Source organism: Bradyrhizobium sp. USDA 372, assembly GCF_053629095.1.
Genome location: NZ_JBRJHR010000001.1, coordinates 3875069 through 3894814 on the forward strand (window position 1 = coordinate 3875069; position 19746 = coordinate 3894814).

At 64.8% G+C, this 19746-nt stretch carries 19 protein-coding genes; 11 read left to right on the forward strand and 8 right to left on the reverse strand.

The window, feature by feature from the left end:
* Positions 1-278: 278 nt before the first annotated feature.
* Positions 279-848: a NifU family protein gene (locus AB7M16_RS18285; RefSeq protein WP_172787988.1), complete on the forward strand. Its 570-nt coding sequence runs from the start codon at positions 279-281 to the stop codon at positions 846-848.
* Positions 849-853: 5 nt separating this feature from the next.
* Here AB7M16_RS18285 and AB7M16_RS18290 read toward each other — a convergent pair whose 3' ends face one another.
* Positions 854-1888, reverse strand: coding sequence for an aspartate-semialdehyde dehydrogenase (locus tag AB7M16_RS18290; protein ID WP_036002717.1), 1035 nt, complete (start codon positions 1886-1888; stop codon positions 854-856).
* A gap of 117 nt (positions 1889-2005) precedes the next feature.
* Here AB7M16_RS18290 and AB7M16_RS18295 point away from each other — a divergent pair, with 117 nt between their 5' ends.
* The gene (locus tag AB7M16_RS18295) at positions 2006-2794 is read left to right on the forward strand and encodes a hypothetical protein (RefSeq protein ID WP_453944726.1); all 789 of its coding nucleotides are present in this window, start codon (positions 2006-2008) and stop codon (positions 2792-2794) included.
* A gap of 170 nt (positions 2795-2964) precedes the next feature.
* Positions 2965-3351 carry a hypothetical protein gene (locus AB7M16_RS18300; RefSeq protein ID WP_172787991.1) on the forward strand — a complete coding sequence of 129 codons (387 nt, stop codon included), beginning with the start codon at positions 2965-2967 and terminating at the stop codon, positions 3349-3351.
* Positions 3352-3533: 182 nt separating this feature from the next.
* On the opposite strand, the gene AB7M16_RS18305 is transcribed toward AB7M16_RS18300, so the two are convergent.
* Together AB7M16_RS18305 and leuB are read right to left on the reverse strand one after the other, a co-directional pair.
* Complete coding sequence (locus AB7M16_RS18305; protein WP_439401802.1) at positions 3534-4172, reverse strand: DapH/DapD/GlmU-related protein; 639 nt, start codon at positions 4170-4172, stop codon at positions 3534-3536.
* A 132-nt stretch (positions 4173-4304) separates the two neighbouring features.
* Positions 4305-5417, reverse strand: coding sequence for a 3-isopropylmalate dehydrogenase (gene leuB, locus AB7M16_RS18310; RefSeq protein WP_453944727.1), 1113 nt, complete (start codon positions 5415-5417; stop codon positions 4305-4307).
* Between the two features lie 299 nt (positions 5418-5716).
* On the opposite strand from leuB, the gene AB7M16_RS18315 reads away from it, so the two are divergent.
* Complete coding sequence (locus AB7M16_RS18315; protein ID WP_453944728.1) at positions 5717-6907, forward strand: YbfB/YjiJ family MFS transporter; 1191 nt, start codon at positions 5717-5719, stop codon at positions 6905-6907.
* A 105-nt stretch (positions 6908-7012) separates the two neighbouring features.
* Here AB7M16_RS18315 and AB7M16_RS18320 read toward each other — a convergent pair whose 3' ends face one another.
* The 4 genes from AB7M16_RS18320 to AB7M16_RS18335 form a co-directional block, all read right to left on the reverse strand.
* Positions 7013-7795, reverse strand: coding sequence for a molybdopterin-binding protein (locus AB7M16_RS18320; RefSeq protein ID WP_453944729.1), 783 nt, complete (start codon positions 7793-7795; stop codon positions 7013-7015).
* 14 nt (positions 7796-7809) lie between these two features.
* Entirely contained in the window at positions 7810-8439 is a 630-nt protein-coding gene (locus AB7M16_RS18325) for a cytochrome b/b6 domain-containing protein (RefSeq protein ID WP_212255573.1), read from the reverse strand.
* 182 nt (positions 8440-8621) lie between these two features.
* Complete coding sequence (locus tag AB7M16_RS18330; RefSeq protein WP_212255572.1) at positions 8622-9176, reverse strand: fasciclin domain-containing protein; 555 nt, start codon at positions 9174-9176, stop codon at positions 8622-8624.
* Positions 9177-9485: 309 nt separating this feature from the next.
* Complete coding sequence (locus tag AB7M16_RS18335; RefSeq protein WP_453944730.1) at positions 9486-10247, reverse strand: SDR family oxidoreductase; 762 nt, start codon at positions 10245-10247, stop codon at positions 9486-9488.
* Positions 10248-10333: 86 nt separating this feature from the next.
* Between AB7M16_RS18335 and AB7M16_RS18340 the strand changes: the two genes are divergently transcribed.
* Positions 10334-11863 carry a malonate--CoA ligase gene (locus AB7M16_RS18340; RefSeq protein WP_453944731.1) on the forward strand — a complete coding sequence of 510 codons (1530 nt, stop codon included), beginning with the start codon at positions 10334-10336 and terminating at the stop codon, positions 11861-11863.
* A 30-nt stretch (positions 11864-11893) separates the two neighbouring features.
* Entirely contained in the window at positions 11894-12391 is a 498-nt protein-coding gene (locus AB7M16_RS18345) for a DUF3658 domain-containing protein (RefSeq protein WP_453944732.1), read from the forward strand.
* 134 nt (positions 12392-12525) lie between these two features.
* Here AB7M16_RS18345 and AB7M16_RS18350 read toward each other — a convergent pair whose 3' ends face one another.
* Complete coding sequence (locus tag AB7M16_RS18350; protein WP_453944733.1) at positions 12526-13386, reverse strand: sulfite exporter TauE/SafE family protein; 861 nt, start codon at positions 13384-13386, stop codon at positions 12526-12528.
* 513 nt (positions 13387-13899) lie between these two features.
* Between AB7M16_RS18350 and sdhC the strand changes: the two genes are divergently transcribed.
* The 5 genes from sdhC (at position 13900) to AB7M16_RS18375 (ending at position 19710) form a co-directional block, all read left to right on the forward strand.
* Positions 13900-14298 (forward strand): succinate dehydrogenase, cytochrome b556 subunit, encoded by a 399-nt coding sequence (gene sdhC / locus AB7M16_RS18355; protein WP_172788002.1) that lies wholly within the window; start codon positions 13900-13902, stop codon positions 14296-14298.
* On the forward strand, positions 14295-14711 hold the full coding sequence (sdhD, locus tag AB7M16_RS18360) for a succinate dehydrogenase, hydrophobic membrane anchor protein (protein ID WP_246504571.1): 417 nt from the start codon (positions 14295-14297) through the stop codon (positions 14709-14711). The genes sdhC and sdhD overlap by 4 nt, the downstream gene beginning before the upstream one ends.
* Positions 14712-14714: 3 nt before the next feature.
* On the forward strand, positions 14715-16550 hold the full coding sequence (sdhA, locus tag AB7M16_RS18365; RefSeq protein ID WP_271501494.1) for a succinate dehydrogenase flavoprotein subunit: 1836 nt from the start codon (positions 14715-14717) through the stop codon (positions 16548-16550).
* 42 nt (positions 16551-16592) lie between these two features.
* Positions 16593-17375 (forward strand): succinate dehydrogenase iron-sulfur subunit, encoded by a 783-nt coding sequence (locus AB7M16_RS18370; protein ID WP_172788004.1) that lies wholly within the window; start codon positions 16593-16595, stop codon positions 17373-17375.
* Positions 17376-17562: 187 nt separating this feature from the next.
* On the forward strand, positions 17563-19710 hold the full coding sequence (locus AB7M16_RS18375; RefSeq protein ID WP_453944734.1) for an ATP-binding protein: 2148 nt from the start codon (positions 17563-17565) through the stop codon (positions 19708-19710).
* Positions 19711-19746 lie beyond the last annotated feature (36 nt).

Here is a 19746-nt window from a genome sequence, read left to right on the forward strand (position 1 = left end):
TCCCCTGGAGGGGGAGGGTCGGCTCGTGTCGAGCGAAGCGAGACATGAGACGGGGTGGGGTGACAGTCTCTCCACCTCGAACGCTGCCCGTGGGGAGAGATCACCCCACCCCGCTCGCGCTTCCCTCCCCCTCCAGGAGAGGGTAAGTAAGAACGTCCCTAACCCGCTGATTTAACAACAGAACGCTATCCAAAGCCCTTGATCGTGCGTTCGCCGTCGCCATCTGCTAGGGGATAGAGCACGCGCCGGCCTTGAACCGGCGACGTCTGGAGAAAACCATGTTCATTCAAACCGAAGCCACCCCCAATCCCGCCACGCTGAAGTTCATTCCCGGCCGCGTCGTGGTCGACGGCAGCCCGATGGAGTTTTCGAGCCGCGAATCGGCGGCGCGTTCGCCGCTCGCCGAAAAGCTGTTCGAGGTGCCCGGCGTCACCGGCGTGTTCTACGGATCGGACTTCATCACCGTGACCAAGGCGAGCGGTGAGTGGCAGCAGCTCAAGCCCGCGATCCTCGGTGCCATCATGGAGCACTACATGTCGGGCGCGCCGCTGCTGGCCGACGGCGCGGCCACAAGCGAGGCCGATCTCGACGACGAGGACGAGTTCTTCGACGAGGCCGACGCCGAGACCGTCGACATGATCAAGGACCTGATCGAGACCCGGGTGCGGCCGGCGGTCGCCAATGACGGCGGCGACATCACCTTCCGCGGCTTCAAGGACGGTATCGTCTATCTCAACATGAAGGGCGCCTGCTCCGGCTGCCCGTCATCGACGGCGACGCTCCAGCACGGCATTCAGAACCTGCTCAAGCACTTCGTGCCCGACGTGGTCGAAGTCCGGCCGATGTAAGCCCCTTACGCTGCCTTCTGCTTCGCGGTGATCAGCTTGCGGTTGATCAAGACTTCCGCAATCTGGATCGCGTTGAGGGCGGCGCCCTTGCGCAGATTGTCGGAGACGCACCAGAGCACGAGGCCGTTCTCCACCGTCGCGTCCTCGCGGATGCGGCTGATGTAAGTCGCGTCCTCGCCGGCCGCCTCATAGGGCGTGGCGTAGCCGCCGGGCTCCTGCTTGTCGATGACGAGGCAGCCCGGCGCCACGCGCAGGATGTTGCGCGCTTCATCGGCGGTGATCGGATTCTCGAACTCGATGTTGACGGCCTCGGAATGGCCGACGAACACAGGCACGCGCACGCAGGTGGCGGAGAGCTTGATCTTGGGATCCAGGATCTTCTTGGTCTCCGCCATCATCTTCCACTCTTCCTTGGTGTAGCCGTCCTCCATGAAGACGTCGATGTGGGGAATGACGTTGAAGGCGATGCGCTTGGGGAATTTCTTCGCGACCAGCTCGTCGTTGGTGTAGACGGCCTTGGTCTGCGAGAACAATTCGTCCATCGCGTCCTTGCCGGCGCCCGACACCGACTGATAGGTCGAGACCACGACGCGCTTGATCGTCGCCTTCTCGTGCAGCGGCTTGAGCGCCACCACGAGCTGCGCGGTCGAGCAGTTCGGGTTGGCGATGATGTTCTTCTTCTTGAAGCCTTCGGTCGCGGCCGCATTCACCTCGGGCACGATCAGCGGCACGTCCGGGTCCATGCGCCAGGCCGAGGAATTGTCGATCACCACGGCGCCGGCGGCGCCGATCTTCGGCGACCATTCCTTCGACACCGACCCGCCCGCCGACATCAGGCAGATGTCGACGTCGGAGAAGTCGTAATGCTCGAGCGCTTTGACCTTCAGGGTGCGGTCGCCATAGGAGACCTCGACGCCGACGCTGCGGCGCGACGCCAGGGCCACGACCTCGTCCGCGGGGAATTTGCGCTCATCCAGGATGTTGAGCATTTCCCGACCGACATTGCCGGTCGCGCCGACGACTGCGACTTTGTAACCCATCGTTCACTCTCCGATGAAAAAGCCCGTTCCCGAAGCTGACGCTTAAACAGGAAGAGCAGCGCTTCTATGCGAGAACCGGCCTCAAGACAACGTTAAGACCATGCCTGAAGGCCGTGGATGCAGTCGCCTGAGGCCAGCACGGCCGTTAGCCCTACCCAGATCCAGCTGACGCTTTTGGCTGTCGCCGACGAGGTCGTCGGCACGCTCGCGCATCTGGTCGTCTATGTGGGGGCGCTCGCCCTGTTTGCCATCCTCGCCCTCGCAGGCCTGGGACAGCTGCCTGACCTGCGCGGTGACGGTCCCGCGGACAAGCCAAGCTGGACTACGGCAGACCGCTCGCATCCGCGCTTCGCCGTCAGTCGGATCGATTCATCAGAGAAAACAGCCTCTTACACCATCCTTCGGCATCCCGAAGGCGGCCGCAGGGACGTGCTGCGCTGGACCGACGCGGCGGACAAGCCGGCGGCCGAGCTCGAAATCTACCGCCAGGGCGCCGAATTCGACGTGACGCGGCCGGCAGCCGCAGGCTTGGCCGCTCAGATGGGTTTGGGTGCGGATGCCCCGCTCGAGCAGGCCGGCCTGATCGACACCAAATTAGGCCCCGTTGCCCTGTTCCGACCGGTCGGCGCGGCGGAGGGGACGCGGGCCTGCCTCGGCTATCTCAAGCGCTATGAGGAGCCAGGCTTGCAGATCTCCGGCTTCTCTTGCCAGGGCGACAGCTTGCCCGCCCGCCGCGCGGCGATCGCCTGCACGCTGAACCGGCTCACGCTGCTGGCCTCGGGCAACGAGCCGAAGCTGGCCGAATTGTTCGCCCATGCCGAGCTCAGGCGCCGCGGCTGTGCCCCGCAGGGCTCGCCGGACTGGCTGCTCGGCGCCGCGAACGCGCAATTGCGCGGAGCGCTTTGACCTGCATCAAGGATTCTGCATCAAGCTCAAGTGGCTGGTTTGCATGCAACTTTTGCCGGCGCGCACGATTATTCCGGGCTGGTGTGACCCAATTGACCTAGTTGCATCCGCCCTGGCCGGGCTAGTATGGGGTGAAATCGACTGGCGGCCTGCCGCCTGAAGGGGACGTGATGAGCTTGAAATTTTCTGCCGCGAACAAACTGGCGACATTGCTTGCGGCGGGCGCCGCAATGGCCATCGCGTTCGCGACCCCGGCTTCCGCCGAGACCAGGACCAAGCAGCGCTATGACGAGCGCGGCCGGCCCTATTACGGCCCGAGCGGCCCCAACGCGGTCTACCAGCAGGGCCGCACCCGCATCTATGTGAGCAAGCGCTCCTGGCTCGACGGCGGCACCGAGGTCAATCCGGGCGACCGCAAGTTCACCGACTACGCCTTCCCGCCGGCCGTGGGCTATCCGTCCTTCGCCCGCGAGAACCTCAACCGTCCGATCGACCGCCAGCCGCTCTCGCCGCCGCAGGATGTCGGCGGCTATCCGCAGAACTTCCCGCTGTACTGAGGCGGGTCGACTTGAAGTCAAAATGGCCGGGCCGAAGTCCGGCCATTTTTGTTTTGGCGAGATGCCGTAGGGCACACCTGCCTCTCCCTCGTCATTGCGAGCGCAGCGAAGCAATCCAGAACTCTCTGCGGGCAGATTCCGGATTGCTTCGTCGCTTCGCTCCTCGCAATGACGGCTTGAGGCTACGCTTTCGCAGCCGGATCGTAGCGCCTGCAAAACTCCTCGATCGCTTCCGAGCGGAAATCGCCGAGGACCTCGAAGATCAGCTCATCCGGCCAATCCCACCAGGCAATGCGGCGCAGGCTTGCGGCAACGGAATCGTCAAAGCGCTTGCGGATGGGACGGGCGGGAACGCCGCCGACAATGGTGTAGGGCGCGACATCGCGGCTGACGACCGCGCCCGCGGCGATCACCGCGCCGTCGCCGACGCTCACGCCCGGCAGCAGGATGGCGGCGTGGCCGATCCAGACATCGTTGCCGACGATCACCCGGTCGCCGCGCCTACCTGCGAAGAAGTCGCGGTCGCGCGTCGCGCCCGCCTCGTAATATTCGGGGACATAGGTGAAGCGGTGCTGCGAGGGACGGCCCATCGGATGGTTCGGCGCACCGATCCGCACCGAATTGGCGATCGCCGTGAACTTGCCGATCACGGCGTCGGCGACGTCGCAATTCTCGCCGAGATAGGAGTAGTCGCCGAGCGAAGCATATTCGATGCGCGTGCCCGCGAGCACCTCGCAGCGCCGCCCGATCTGCGCCTCGCGCAAGCGCACCGTCTCATGGATGATGGTTTCCGCGATCTTGGGGCGGGGTGAGGCATCCATGAGGTGGCTCCGGGCGCGCGTGCAGTAGGGTGGGCAAAGGCGCGCTTGCGCCGTGCCCACCATCTCTCGGCTATCGAGATAAAAGTGGTGGGCACGCTACGCTTTGCCCACCCTACAAGAGCGGTGCCCGCCTTACGCGTGCAGCTTCTGCAATTCCTTCAGGATCGCTTCGCCCATCTGCGTGGTCGAGGCGGACGTGGTGCCCTCCGACTTGATGTCGGCGGTGCGCAGGCCGCTGGCGAGCACGGCGGCGATCGCCTGGTCGACCTTGTCGGCGAGATCGCCCATGTCGAAGGAATAGCGCAGCGCCATGCCGAAGGACGAGATCATCGCGATGGGATTGGCGAGGCCCTTGCCGGCGATGTCGGGGGCCGAGCCGTGCACGGGCTCGTACAGCGCCTTGCGCTTCTTGGTCTTGACGTCGACCTCGCCGAGCGAGGCCGAGGGCAGCATGCCGAGCGAGCCGGTGAGCATCGCCGCGATGTCGGACAGCATGTCGCCGAACAGATTGTCGGTGACGATGACGTCGAACTGCTTCGGCCACTTCACCAGCATCATGCCGCCGGAATCGGCGAGCTGATGCTCGAGCGTGACGTCGGGATATTCGCGCTTGTGGACCTGGGTCATGACCTCGTTCCAGAGCACGCCCGACTTCATGACGTTGCGCTTCTCCATCGACGTCACCTTGTTCTTGCGCTTCCTGGCAAGCTCGAAGGCGACGCGGCCGATGCGCTCGATCTCATAGGTGTCGTAGACCTGGGTATCGATGGCGCGCTTCTGGCCGTTGCCGAGATCGGTGATGGTCTTGGGCTCGCCGAAATAGACGCCGCCGGTGAGCTCGCGCACGATGACGATGTCGAGCCCCTCGACCGCCTCGCGCTTCAGGCTCGAGGCATCGGCCAGCGCCGGGTAGCACACCGCCGGGCGGAGGTTGGCGAACAGCGCGAGATCCTTGCGCAGGCGCAAGAGGCCGGCTTCCGGGCGCACCTCGTAAGGCACGGCATCCCACTTCGGGCCGCCGACCGCACCAAAAATCACAGCGTCGGCGTCCTTGGCCTTGGCCATGTCGCCGTCGGAGATCGAGACCTTGTGCGCGTCATAGGCGGAGCCGCCGACGAGGCCGGTGTCGGTCTCGAACTTGGCGATCCCGGCCGCATTGAGCCAGTCGATCAGCCGCTTCACCTCGCCCATCACCTCGGGGCCGATACCGTCGCCGGGGAGCAGCAGCAATTTGTGGGTCGCCATGGTCGTGTCCTTCTTGATCCTCTCTCGTCATTCCGGGACGCGCCGCCGACCCCGGGTTTACCCGAGTTCGGCATCTTGGTTGTCCAAGTCGGCAACAGCCGACTTGGATGCGCGGGCCCGGAATCCATAACCACCAGCCGGGGTTATGGATTCCGGGCTCGCCCGCTTCGCGTGCGCCCCGGAATGACAGGTCGGCCGGAGTGCTAGAGCGGCGTTGCACGCTTGGCAAGACACCATTGCCGGGGTGCGGCTGTGCAAGGCGGGCGGGGCCTGCCACACTGGGCAGGCCGGAGTACCCCTTGCACGCACCTGATCGCCCCCTGCCCGACGCACACCCCGCGCGGCTGATCCTGACCCTGTCGCTGGCCGCGACGGTCGGGCTCGGCATCGGCCGCTTTGCCTATGCGCTGGTGCTGCCGGACATGCGGGAGGACCTCGGCTGGTCCTACTCGGCGGCCGGTTTCATGAACACGATCAACGCCGTCGGCTATCTCGTCGGCGCGCTGGTGGCGTCCCGCCTGATCCAGCGCGTCGGCTGGGCCGGCGCGATCCGCGGCGGAACCCTCGCCTGCGTCGCCGCGCTTGCGACTTGCGCCCTGACCGGCAATTTCGTGGCGCTGAGCCTGGCGCGCCTGGTGCTTGGCCTGGGCGCGGCGGCCGGCTTCGTCGCCGGTGGCGCGCTTGCCGCCACCATCGCCCAGTCGCGTCCGGAGCGGGCCAATTTCCTGCTGAGCCTGTTCTATGCCGGACCCGGCATCGGCATTCTGTCCTCGGGGCTGATCGCCCCGTTCACGCTGCAATATTTCGGGCCGGGCTCGTGGTGGATCGTCTGGTGGGCGCTGACGCTGCTGTCGGTCGCGATGACCGTGCCGCTGTTCCTGATCCGCATCGAGAGCGGCGCGCGCTTCTCGGAAGGCAGCCACACCTCGTTCGCGATCCTGCCGGTGCTGATCTATCTCGCCGGCTATTTCCTGTTCGGCGCGGGCTACATCGCCTACATGACCTTCATGATCGCCTATGTGCGCGACGGCGGCGGCGGAGCCGCGGCGCAGGCGGCGTTCTGGAGCCTGATCGGCCTATCCGCTTTCGTGACGCCCTGGGCCTGGCGCGCCGTGCTGGCGCTCGATCGCGGCGGACTTGCCACCGCCATCATCCTCGGCACCAACGCGCTGGGCGCAGCCCTGCCGATGCTCGGGCATTCGCCGGCCTGGCTTGCGGTCTCCGCGATCGTGTTCGGCGTCGCCTTCTTCGCCGTGGTCGGCTCGACCACCGCCTTCGTCCGCTTCAACTATCCGCCGCCTGTGTGGCCGACCGCGATCGCGGCGATGACCATCTCGTTCGGCGTCGGCCAGACGCTCGGGCCGATCGTGGTCGGCGCGATCACCGATGCGCTGGGAAGCTTGAGCTACGCGCTGAATGTGTCGGCGGCGCTGCTGGCGCTGGGGGCGGTAGCGGCGCTGTGCCAGCGCAAGGTGGGCCCAGCCAAATAGACGGTGCCGTAGGTGGATTAGCGAAGCGTAATCCACCAACTTCGTTCGGCAAGCGCGGACGCATGGCGGATTACGCTTCGCTAATCCGCCCTACGGCAGTGGAGTTCAACTCCCACTGAACGAATTATACCCCTGGTCTTCCCAATAGCCGCCCTTGTAGTCGTTGGTGACTTCCATCGAGACCACGTATTTCGGGTTCTTGAAGCCGAGCTTGGTCGGCACGCGGATCTTGATCGGGAAGCCGTAGGCGCGCGGCAGGATCTCGTTTGCGTATTTGAACGTCATCTGCGTCTGCGGATGCAGCGCGCTGCGCATGTCCAGCGGGGAGTTGTAGCCGTCCTTGTCGGCGCACTGGAACCAGACATATTTCGCGCGCGTGTCGGCGCCGATCAGTTTCAGGAAATCGCGCAAGGGCGTGCCGGTCCAGCTGCCGATCGCGCTCCAGCCCTCCACACAGATGTGTCGCGTGATCTGCGTCACCTGTGGGAGCTTGTAGAGCTCCTCCAGCGTCCAGGACTTCTTGTTGTCGACGAGGCCGCGCACCTCGAGCTTCCAGTCCGCGGCCGAGACCTCGGGCGCGTCGTCGAGATCGTAATAGGCGTTGAACGGGAACGGCTTTGTTATCGCGCTTTCGGGGAAGGTCGGCGCCAGCGCGTCGGGATTGAAGATGAAGGCCTGCACCGCGTCGTTGAACTTCGAGACGCTCTTCAGCATCTCCTCGGCCGAGGACGAGTCGACGACGTCGCAGCCGGTCAGCAGCGTCAGCGCGCCCAGGCTGGCGCCGCCGGCGATGAAGCGGCGGCGGGTGACGTCGGGCATGGTCTTCATGGAGTCCTTGATCAGCAATCGTTTGTCGACGCCGGGGATCAGAAACGGACGCTTGGCCATGATAATTCTCCTAATCAGCGGCCAATGATCATCGCGCGCAGGCTCTTCGGCACCAGCAGCGCGAGCAGGACGTGAATGACGAGGAAGGCACAAATCGCGGCCATGCAGAAGAAGTGCACGTAGCGCGCGGTCGGATAATCGCCGAACAGCATCACAAGATAATAGAGCTGCACCGGCTTCCACATGCCGAGGCCTGAGAGCACGATCAGCACGCCGACCACGATGATGCCGGCATAGAGCAGCCGCTGCACGTAATTGTAGACGGTGAGATCGTCATGGCCGAGCTTGAATGTCAGGGCAGCCCTGACGTCGTGGAGCACGCCCGACGGAGTGATCGGCAGCAGTTTTTTGCGGAAGCGGCCGGTGGCGAAGCCGGTGATGAGATAGGCGAGGCCGTTGATCATCAAGAGCCACATCGCCGCAAAGTGCCAGAGCAGGCCGCCACCGAGCCAGCCGCCGAGCGTGTACTCGCGCGGAAAGCGGAAGTCGAACAGCGGCGAGGCGTTGTAGATCTGCCAGCCCGACAGGATCATCAGGATCATGGCGAAAGCGTTGACCCAGTGCATGACCCGCACCCAGGCCGGCTGGATCACTTTGGACTTGATAGCCGTGACCTGCTCGTCGGTGACTGTGAGGCTCGCCATAGCGGGTTCCATTCTGAGGTCGTGTGACAGCAATTATACGCCGGTGTTTCGGCTTTCGTTACATCCCGCCCGCCATCGAATCGATGCCGCGAGGCTATTGTGGTCACAAAAAAGCGAGCCGGGTATCCCCGGCTCGCGGTCTGAGACCATCCTGTTCGGGGATGAAACAGGATCGCGCGGTGTTACGAGGCCGGCATCAGCACGGTGTCGACCACATGGATCACGCCGTTGGACTGGTTGACGTTGGAGATCGTCACCATGGAGGTGCCGCCCTTGGCGTCGACGATCCAGACCTTGCCGTCCATCTTCTTGACCGTCAGCTCCTCGCCTTCGGCGGTCTTCAGCTTCTTGCCGTCGGTGAGGTCGGAGGCTTCGAGCTTGCCGGGCACGACATGGTAGGTGAGGATCTTGGTCAGCGTCGCCTTGTTCTCGGGCTTGACGAGGCTGTCGACGGTGCCGGCCGGCAGCTTGCCGAAGGCGGCGTTGGTCGGCGCGAACACTGTGAACGGGCCCTTGCTTTCGAGCGTCGGCACGAGGCCCGCGGCCTTCACCGCCGCCACCAGCGTGGTGTGGTCCTTGGAGTTGACCGCGTTCTGGACGATGTTCTTCGAGGGGAACATCGCGGCGCCGCCGACCATGACGGTCTTTTCCTCGGCGCTTGCGGGCGCGACGACGGTCGCAGTGATGGCCAGGGCGCTGAAGGCGGCGGCAGCGAGATAGGCAATGCGCTTCGACATGAGAAAGTCTCCCGATTGAATTGAGACCGGCGATGGCCGGCGTTGAGTTGGGGCAACAACGGCGCCTGCGACAGTCGAGGGGTGATGCAGCAGTGCCGTCGTTGGACCGAACTACGGGAGGGTTTGTGGTGCGGTTTCGAGGAAAAATTCTTTGTGATGGGTGAAACTATCGGCGGGGATGTCCGTGGGGGCCCATCCGCCGTCATTGCGAGGAGCCCTTGCGACGAAGCAATCCAGACTGTCTCCGCGGGCACATTTCTGGATTGCTTCGCTTCGCTCGCAATGACGAGTTTGCGGCTCCGCCTCGCCTCAATCCCTGTTGTTCGGGGTCTGGATGAATCCGCGATTATGCGTCGGGCTGATCAGCACTTCGTTGATGCAGACTCTGGCCGGCATGCCCGCGATGAAGGCGATGGTGCGGCCGAGGTCTTCCGATTGCAGCATTTTCGCCTGCTCCGCTTCGCTCGGCACCACCGGACGCAGCTTCAGGATCGGCGTCGCCACCTCGCCCGGCATCAGGCAGCAGGCGCGCAGGCCGTTGACGCATTCGTCCATGTTGAAGGAATGGGTCAGCGCCAGCACCGCATGCTTGGTGGTGGTGTAAGCCGGGCCCGGCATTTTCGAGACGTGGCGGCCGGCCCAGGACGAGACGTTGATGATGGCGCCGTCTTGCTGCTTGCGCATCGTCGGCAGCACCGCGCGCATGCAATAGAGCACGCCGTTGAGATTGACCTGGACCAGTCTGTCCCAGCCCTCCAGCTCCATGTCCTTCCAGCTGCGCTTGGGAACATTGATGCCGGCATTGTTGACGAGCAGGTCGATGCGGCCGTGCCTTGCGACGATCTGGTCGGCCGCCGTCTGGGCTGCGGCCGCGTTGGACACATCGAGCACAAGGGCCTCGGCCGCCCCACCTTCCCCAGTGATCTTCGCTACCACGGTCTCCAGGGCGTCTTTGCGCCGGCCCGAGACCACAACGATCCAGCCGTCGGCCGCTAGCGCCTCGGCGCCGGCCTCCCCGATCCCGCTGCCACCGCCCGTGACCCAGGCCACGCGTTTCCCGCTTTTTGACATGCAAACTGTCTCCGTTGCTTCATCGGGGCGGTTTTTGCTAATCCAGCCCTCGGTTTTGACCGGCCTGTGCCGGCGAGGAATGTTGCATGAACCAAGCTGCCAACGCCAACCTGTTTTCCCGCCTGTTCGAGGGCCTCGCCGATCCCAAGCGGCTCGCGATCGAGACGCATGACGGCGCCCATATCAGCTATGGCGATCTGATCGCGCGCGCGGGCCAGATGGCGAACGTGCTGGTCGCCCGTGGCGTGAAGCCCGGCGACCGCGTCGCGGTGCAGGTGGAGAAGTCGGTCGCCAACATCGTGCTCTATCTCGGCACGGTGCGCGCCGGCGCGGTCTATCTGCCGCTGAACACGGCCTATACGCTCAACGAGCTCGACTACTTCATTGGCGATGCCGAGCCGTCGCTCGTGGTCTGCGATCCCTCCAAGGCGGAAGGGCTCACCCCGATCGCCGCCAAAGTGAAGGCGAAGGTCGAGACGCTCGGGGCTGACGGCAAGGGCTCGCTCACGGAGGCCGCCGACAGAGCGAGCCGCGAGTTCACGACGGTGCCGCGTGAAAACGACGATCTCGCCGCGATCCTCTACACCTCGGGCACCACCGGCCGCTCCAAGGGCGCGATGCTGACGCATGACAATCTGGCGTCCAACTCGCTCTCGCTCGTCGACTATTGGCGCTTCACCGACAAGGACGTCCTGATCCACGCGCTGCCGATCTACCACACCCACGGCCTGTTCGTGGCGACCAACGTGACGCTGTTCGCGCGCGCCTCGATGATCTTCCTGCCGAAGCTCGATCCGGACCTGATCATCAAGCTGATGGCACGCGCGACGGTGCTGATGGGTGTGCCGACCTTCTACACCCGCCTGCTGCAGAACCCCGCGCTGTCGCATGAGACGACCAAGCACATGCGGCTGTTCATCTCGGGCTCGGCGCCGCTCTTGGCCGAGACGCATCGCGAATGGTCGGCGCGCACCGGACATGCCGTGCTCGAGCGCTACGGCATGACCGAAACCAACATGAACACGTCGAACCCCTATGACGGCGAGCGCGTGCCCGGCGCGGTCGGCTTCCCGCTGCCAGGCGTCTCTGTGCGCGTGACCGATCCCGAGACGGGGAAAGAGCTGCCGCGCGACGAAATCGGCATGATCGAGGTGAAGGGGCCGAACGTCTTCAAGGGCTATTGGCGCATGCCGGAGAAGACCAAGGCCGAGTTCCGGCCTGATGGCTTCTTCATCACCGGCGATCTCGGCAAGATCGATGCGAAGGGTTACGTGCACATCCTCGGCCGCGGCAAGGATCTCGTGATCTCGGGCGGCTTCAACGTCTACCCGAAGGAAATCGAGAGCGAGATTGACGCCATGCCCGGCGTGGTGGAGTCCGCCGTGATCGGCGTGCCGCATGCCGATTTCGGCGAAGGCGTCACCGCGGTGCTGGTGCGCCAGCCCGGCGCGAGCATCGATGAAGCAGCCGTGTTGAAGGGCCTCGAAGGGCGCCTCGCGAAATTCAAGATGCCGAAGCGGGTGTTCGTGGTCGACGAGCTGCCGCGCAACACGATGGGCAAGGTGCAGAAGAATGTCTTGCGCGAGACGTACAAGGATATTTACGCGAAGAAGTGAGGGGGCAAATGCTCCAGTGCGGGGAGATGCATGAAGCGCGAGCAGGCTGTCCGGATCAACGATCATCTCCTCGATGCTTATAGGGCCCTCGACGAGGCTCGAATGGCGATCGCGGCACTTGGCAAGGCTGAGCGGATCGAGCTCGAAGATTGGCTTGAGGAAGTCGTTGTCGCCTTAGAGGACGAGCTGCTCCAGCCAATCTACGATCAGTACCCGGATCTAGAGCCGCCGAAATCTGATCGAGAACCGCTAAGATATATCGGCGAACTCACGTGGGATGAGGTGCAACTCCCAGCGTCGGTGACCGAAAAGCAGCTCGACGAGATCATTTTCTCGGTCATGGAGCCGACTTGGCGGAAAACCGCGATGATGGTCAGCTATGTGTTGGATCGCTGCAAAGAGCTTGGATTGCCGATCGAAGGCGAAGTGATTGCTGCGCGATTGAAGGTACTTTCCGATTCCGGTCGCATCGAAGGCATCGGCGATCTCCGATCATGGTTCCACAGCGAGGTGCGATTGAAGGACTAGTTCGTAGAGTGGGTTAGCGGAGCGTAACCCACCTCTTTACTTTCTGCGGAGACAGAAGCGGTGGGTTACGCTCCGCTAACCCACCCTACCACTGGATTGCTTCGCTTCGCTCGCAATGACGGAGGTCGTGGCGGCTACTGCCCGCCCACAAGGCTCAGCACGAACCGGCTCCCCACGATCAACAGATAACACCCGAACGCCATCTCCAGTGTACGCTTCGACATCGCATGCGCGGCTCTCACGCCCAGCGGCGCGGTGACGAGGCTCATCGGCATCACCAGCACGGCGCCGATCAGCGAGACGTAGCCGAGCGCGAATGGCACTTGCAGCGCTGCGACGGCCGGATAGTTCGCGGCAGCAGGCCGGCCGGCATAGATGTAGCCGAGCGCGCCGGGGATGGAGATCAGCACCGCGAGCGCCGAGGAGGTCGCGACCGCCTGATGAATGGGGCGGCTGTAGAAGGTCATCAGCAGGTTCGAGAACAGGCCGCCGCCGATGCCCATCAGGGTCGAGAGGATGCCGACGCAGAAGCCGTAGACGCGCATCAACGGGCCCTTCGGCAGATCATCGCCGAGCTTCCAGGTTTCGCGGGCGAAGATCAGCCGGACCGCGGCTGACCAGGCGACGGCGACGAACACGATCTTGAACAGCCGCTCCGGCGCGAAGCGCGCGACCACGCTGCCGGCGATGACGCCGATCAGGATCGGCAGCCACCAGACCCGCAGGATCGCCATGTCGACGGCGCCGCGCTTGTAATGCGCCTGGAAAGAGCGGATCGAGGTGGGGATGATCACGGCGAGCGAGGTGCCGACGCAGAGCGGCATCCGCACCTCCAGCGGCACGCCGGCGATGCGGAAGCATTCGTAGAACACCGGCACGAGAATCGCGCCGCCGCCGATGCCGAACACGCCGGCCAGGAATCCCGAGAGCGCGCCGGTTGCGATCAGCAGCAGCGCGAGCTCGACAAAGTCCCTGATATCAAGACCTGCAATCACCCCAGACCTGCCCGGCCTGCCGGCCCGATACGCACGTTCAGAGCCGGCCGCGTCGGCAAGCTGTAGGCGATCCGATCCAGCCGGTCGACACGTCGCGCGACCCGGCTGGGGTGGAATGCAGGCTGCGCATATCCGCCCGCGCTGCAGGAACCGTGGCGCGCGGCGAGAACCGCGGTGGGGCGGTGGCCGGGCCGGCTCACCCTCGGCGATGCCCCTCGCGAGTTGCGATCACGGGGCCCGAGGCGGCTTAGAGGCGTTCCAACAGTGATTTCAATGCGCCATACGCTCGGGATCAAAGAGCGAACTTATATTCACACTTTCGTTGGCGGACCGATATGCTGGTATACCAAGACCTTGATTGGCCTTGGTTCATCAAGGCCATAGAGCTGAACCCAGGTTCCGTTTATGGCGATTTGGTGATTGCGCAGGCCAAATCGACTCCGTAAATAGAGCCGACCTCTCGCGATCCCCGCGCGCCCCATGCTGGGCCGCAACAAACATCAAAAGCCGCCCATGACCGCACGGATCGAACGACCGCTTTCGCCGCACATCCAAACCTATCGCTGGACGCTGACGATGGCCCTGTCCATCGTCCATCGTGCCACCGGTATCGCCCTCTATGTCGGAACCCTGCTGCTGGTCTGGTGGCTGGTTGCCGCGGCCTCCGGCCCGGCCGCCTATGCCCATGTCCAGGCCTTCTCCGGCAGCATCATCGGCCGGCTGATCGTGTTCGGCTACACCTGGGCCCTGATGCACCATATGCTCAGCGGCATCCGGCATTTCGTCTGGGATCTCGGCTACGGCTTCAAGGCCAATGAGCGCGAAGCGCTGACCTGGGGCGCCCTGATCGGCGGCATCGCGCTGACGGTGCTGATCTGGATCATCGCCTATGCGAACGGAGGCGGCCGATGAGCTTTGACGAATCCCACGGCTCTCCGAAGCGTCCCTCGATGCGCACGCCGCTCGGGCGCGTCCGCAATCTCGGCGCCGCGCATTCCGGCACGACCGATTTCTGGCGCCAGCGCATCACTGGCGTTGCCATGACGCTGCTGATGATCCCCGCGCTGGTGATCATCATGATGCTGCTCGGCCGCAACCAGGTCTACGCGGCGCAGACCCTGAGCTCCATTCCCGTTGCGGTGATCCTGCTCCTCTTCATCTTCGCCAGCGCCTGGCACATGAAGATCGGCATGCAGGTGGTGATCGAGGACTACGTCCATAACGAGAAGCTGAAGCTCACCGCGATCATGCTCAACAATTTCTTCTCGGTCGCCGTGGCGCTCGCCTCGACCTATGCGATCCTGAAGCTTTCTTCCGGAGTGTAACCCATGGCCGCTGAGACCAATGGCAAGGGCAACGGCGCTCCCGCCACCAACGGAAAAGCCTATCCGATCGAAGACCACACCTATGACGTCGTCGTGGTCGGCGCCGGCGGCGCGGGCCTGCGCGCGGTCGTCGGCTGCAGCGAGGCCGGCCTCCGCACCGCCTGCATTACGAAAGTGTTTCCGACCCGTTCGCACACGGTCGCGGCGCAGGGCGGCATCTCCGCTTCGCTCGGCAACATGCACAAGGACGACTGGCGCTGGCACATGTACGACACCGTGAAGGGGTCGGACTGGCTCGGGGACCAGGACGCGATCGAATACATGGTGCGCAACGCGCCCGACGCGGTCTACGAGCTCGAGCATTGGGGCGTGCCGTTCTCGCGCACCGAGGACGGCAAGATCTACCAGCGTCCGTTCGGCGGCATGACCACCGAGTTCGGCAAGAGCCAGGCGCAGCGCACCTGCGCCGCCGCCGACCGCACCGGCCACGCCATGCTGCACACGATGTACGGCCAGTCGCTGCGCCACGCGGCCGAGTTCTTCATCGAGTTCTTCGCCATCGACCTGATCATGGACGATCAGGGCACCTGCCGCGGCGTCATCGCGCTCAAGCTCGACGACGGCACGCTGCATCGCTTCCGCGCCCAGACCACGATCCTGGCGACCGGCGGCTACGGCCGCGCCTATGCCTCCTGCACCTCGGCGCACACCTGCACCGGCGACGGCGGCGGCATGGTGCTGCGCGCCGGCCTGCCGATGCAGGACATGGAGTTCGTCCAGTTCCACCCGACCGGCATCTACGGCTCGGGCTGCCTCGTCACCGAGGGGGCGCGCGGCGAAGGCGGCTATCTCGTCAACTCCGAGGGCGAGCGCTTCATGGAGCGCTACGCGCCGTCGGCCAAGGACCTCGCCTCGCGCGACGTGGTCTCGCGCGCGATGACCATCGAGATCCGCGAAGGACGGGGCGTCGGCAAGAAGAAGGACCATATCTTCCTGCATCTCGACCATCTCGATCCCGCGGTGCTCGCCGAGCGCCTGCCGGGCATCTCGGAATCGGCCAAGATCTTCGCCAATGTCGACGTGACGCGCGAGCCGATCCCGATCGTGCCGACCGTGCATTACAACATGGGCGGCATCCCCACGAATTATCACGGCGAGGTGCTGACCAAGAAGGACGGCGACGACAACGCGGTGATCCCCGGCCTGATGGCAATCGGCGAAGCCGCCTGCGTCTCCGTGCACGGCGCCAACCGCCTCGGCTCCAACTCGCTGATCGACCTCGTCGTGTTCGGCCGCGCCGCCGCGCTGCGCCTTGCGGAAAAGCTCACGCCCAACGCCAAGCAGCCCGAGCTGCCGGCGAACTCGGCCGAGATGGCGCTCGGCCGTCTCGACCATTACCGCTACGCCTCGGGCGGCACGCCGACCGCAAAGCTGCGCGAAGGCATGCAGCACGTGATGCAGAACAATTGCGCGGTGTTCCGCACCGGCGAAGTGCTGAGCGAAGGCCAGAACCTGATCGCGAAGGTCCACAGCGGGATCACCGACATCGCCGTCTCCGACCGCTCGCTGGTGTGGAATTCGGACCTCGTCGAGACGCTGGAATTCGACAACCTGATCTCGCAGGCGGTGGTGACGATGAACTCGGCCGCCAACCGCACCGAGAGCCGCGGCGCCCATGCCCGCGAGGACTTCTCGGAGCGCGACGACAAGAACTGGATGAAGCACACGCTGGCCTGGCTGGACGATGCCGGCAAGGTCAGGATCGAGTATCGCCCGGTTCACAACTACACCATGACCAACGACGTTCAGTACATCCCGCCCAAAGCTCGCGTTTACTAAACGTCGCGCTTGTATTGATCGAACAGCGAAGGCCTTAATCGAATGGTTGAATTCGCACTTCCGAAGAACTCCAAGATATCAGGCGGCAAGACCTGGCCGAAGCCTGCGGGCGCGACCGAGCTCCGCGAGTTCAAGGTCTATCGCTGGAATCCGGATGACGGCAAGAATCCGAGCGTCGACACCTATTATGTCGACACCAATGATTGCGGTCCGATGGTGCTGGACGGCCTGATCTGGATCAAGAACCACATCGACCCGTCGTTGACCTTCCGCCGCTCCTGCCGCGAAGGCGTCTGCGGCTCCTGCGCGATGAACATCGACGGCCAGAACACGCTGGCCTGCACCAAGTCGATGCACGACGTGAAGGACGGCGCGGTGAAGATCAACCCGCTGCCGCACCAGCCGGTGGTGAAGGACCTCGTCCCTGACCTCACCAATTTCTACGCGCAGTACGCCTCGGTCGAGCCCTGGCTGAAGACCACCTCGCCGACGCCGCAGAAGGAATGGCGCCAGAGCCACGAGGACCGCGAGAAGCTCGACGGTCTCTACGAGTGCATCCTCTGCGCCTGCTGCTCGACCTCCTGCCCGAGCTATTGGTGGAACAGCGAGCGCTATCTCGGCCCCGCCGCGCTGCTCCAGGCCAACCGCTGGGTGTCGGATTCGCGGGATGAGGCGACTGGCGAGCGGCTCGACAATCTCGAGGATCCGTTCCGGCTCTACCGCTGCCACACCATCATGAACTGCGCCAAGGCCTGCCCGAAGGGCCTCAACCCGGCCGAAGCCATCGCCGAGCTCAAGCTCAAGATGGTCGAACGGCAGATCTGAGGCGAAGTCCCCCCTTTGCGCCCCGGCCAAACCGGCCGGGGTGTCCTGCATTTGCCGTCAATTCGAGCAGAATTTTCTCTGACCCGCTGGGCGCGCAAGTTTCCGGCTCACAACCAGCGGTTCCAGCACAAGCTGCTTCCTTCCTCACGCGGGATTCAGTTAAGCTCCCGTCAGGGACGGAGCGACTGTGCAGAGGGCGCAACGCAACTCGCTGAGGCTGTTGCAGTGGATGATGGCGGCATCCCTGGCGCTGCCGATTGCGCTGTTCGCCGTCGCCGCCGCGATCTCCTACACGTCGACCAAGGATACCGCCGACCGCGAGATCGAGCGGACGGTCGATGTCGCCCATGAGCACGCGCTCAAGGTCTTCGAGACCATCGACCGCAGCCTCGCCGAGCTCAACGAGGTCGTGCGCGGCCTGCCCGACGACGTCATCCGCGCCCGGGAGCCGACGCTGCATCGCCGGCTGAAGCGGCTGAGCGATTCGCTGCCGCAGCTCAAATCGGCCTGGATTTTCGATGCGAACGGGAAGGCGCTGGTCAACAGCCTCGTCTCGCCGCCGCCGGACCTGAGCTTTGCCGACCGCGATTACTTCTATGCTCATGTCGACCAGAGCATCGGCACGTTCATTGGCACGGCCCTGACGCCACGGCCGCCCTATCAGGGCGCCCGCTTCTTCGGGGTCAGCCGCCGCCGCGAGTCCGACGACGGCCGCTTCATCGGCGTGATCCAGGCTTCGGTGCTGCCGGAATATTTCGAGAGCTTCTACGCCAGAATCGGGTCCGATCCCGGCAGCTTCCTTGCGATGGGCCGCACCGACGGCGCGATGCTCACGCATTTTCCCCGGCTCGACCACGAGCTTCGGCTCGATCCGACCGGACCGGTGGGCCAGAAAATCGCGGCCCAGCCCCAGCACGGCCTCATCACCGTCGCCTGGCCATCGGACGGAATCGAGCGGCGCATCGCCTACCGGCGCGTCGCCGAATATCCGATCTATGTCAGCGCCGGGCTCGAGACCTCGGCGATCCGCGCCCGCTGGCTCGCGACCATCGGCCAGCATCTGGTGTTCGGCATTCCCGCCACCGCGCTGCTGTTCCTGCTGCTGGCGCTCGCTCTGCGGCGCACCCAGCACCTCCAGGCGGAGGCTGCAAGGCGGCGCGAGGCCGAGGAGGCGCTGAAGCACAGCCAGCGCCTGGAAGCGCTCGGCCAGCTCACCGGCGGCGTCGCGCACGACTTCAACAATCTCCTGACGGTGATCCGCGCTTCCGTCGATCTCCTGAACCGCCCGCAGCTGACGGAGGAGCGGCGACAGCGCTACATCACGGCCATTGCGGATTCGGTGGCGCGCGCGGCCAAGCTGACCTCGCAGCTGCTCGCCTTCGCGCGGCGCCAGACCCTCAAGCCGGAGGTGTTCGACGTCGGCGCGCGGGTGCAGTCGCTGCACGACATGCTCGCCACGCTGCTGGGCCCCGCGATCGAGATCGTCATGCAGCTGCCGGCGGAGCCGTGCCTCGTCAATGCCGATGCCAGCCAGTTCGAGACGGCGCTGATCAACATGGCGACCAATGCGCGCGATGCCATGCAGGGCCAGGGGCGAATCGTCTTCAAGGTCGAGGCCACGACGGCCGTTCCGGACACGCTGGCATCGACTGGCCCGGGCATGGCAGGCCACGGCTTCGTCCGCGTAACCGTCAGCGACACCGGTGTCGGCATTCCCGCCGCGCGGCTCGGGCGCATCTTCGAGCCGTTCTTCACCACCAAGCAGGTCGGCCACGGCACCGGCCTCGGCCTGTCCCAGGTGTTCGGCTTCGCCCGACAGTCCGGCGGCGAAGTGACTGTCACGAGCGAGGTGGGGCGCGGCAGCACCTTCTCGCTCTATCTACCGCGCGTGCCGCCGGACCTGCTGCCGCAGCGCCAGGCGCCCAACACGGCGCCGGCGGTGGCCGGCAGCGGCATGTCGGTCCTGGTGGTCGAGGACAATATCGAGCTGGCGAATTTCGCCGCCGACGGCCTCACCGAGCTCGGCTACAGCATCACTCTGATCGACAACGCGACCGATGCGCTCGCCGAGCTCGTCGTGGACGCCGACCGCTTCGACGTCGTGTTCTCGGACGTGGTGATGCCCGGGATGACCGGGCTCGATCTGGCGCAGGCGATCCGCGACCGCAGCATCGGCGTGCCGGTCGTGCTGACCACCGGCTACAGCCAAGCCCTGTCGCAAGAGGGCGTTGCCGGCTTCGATCTCGTGCAAAAGCCCTATTCGATCGAGGAATTGTCGCGCGTTCTGCATCGGGCAGCCCGGATCAGGCGCGTCAGGGACGGCGCCGCCGAATAGGGGCCCGCGGAACCTCATGGGAACCGGCTGAGTTCC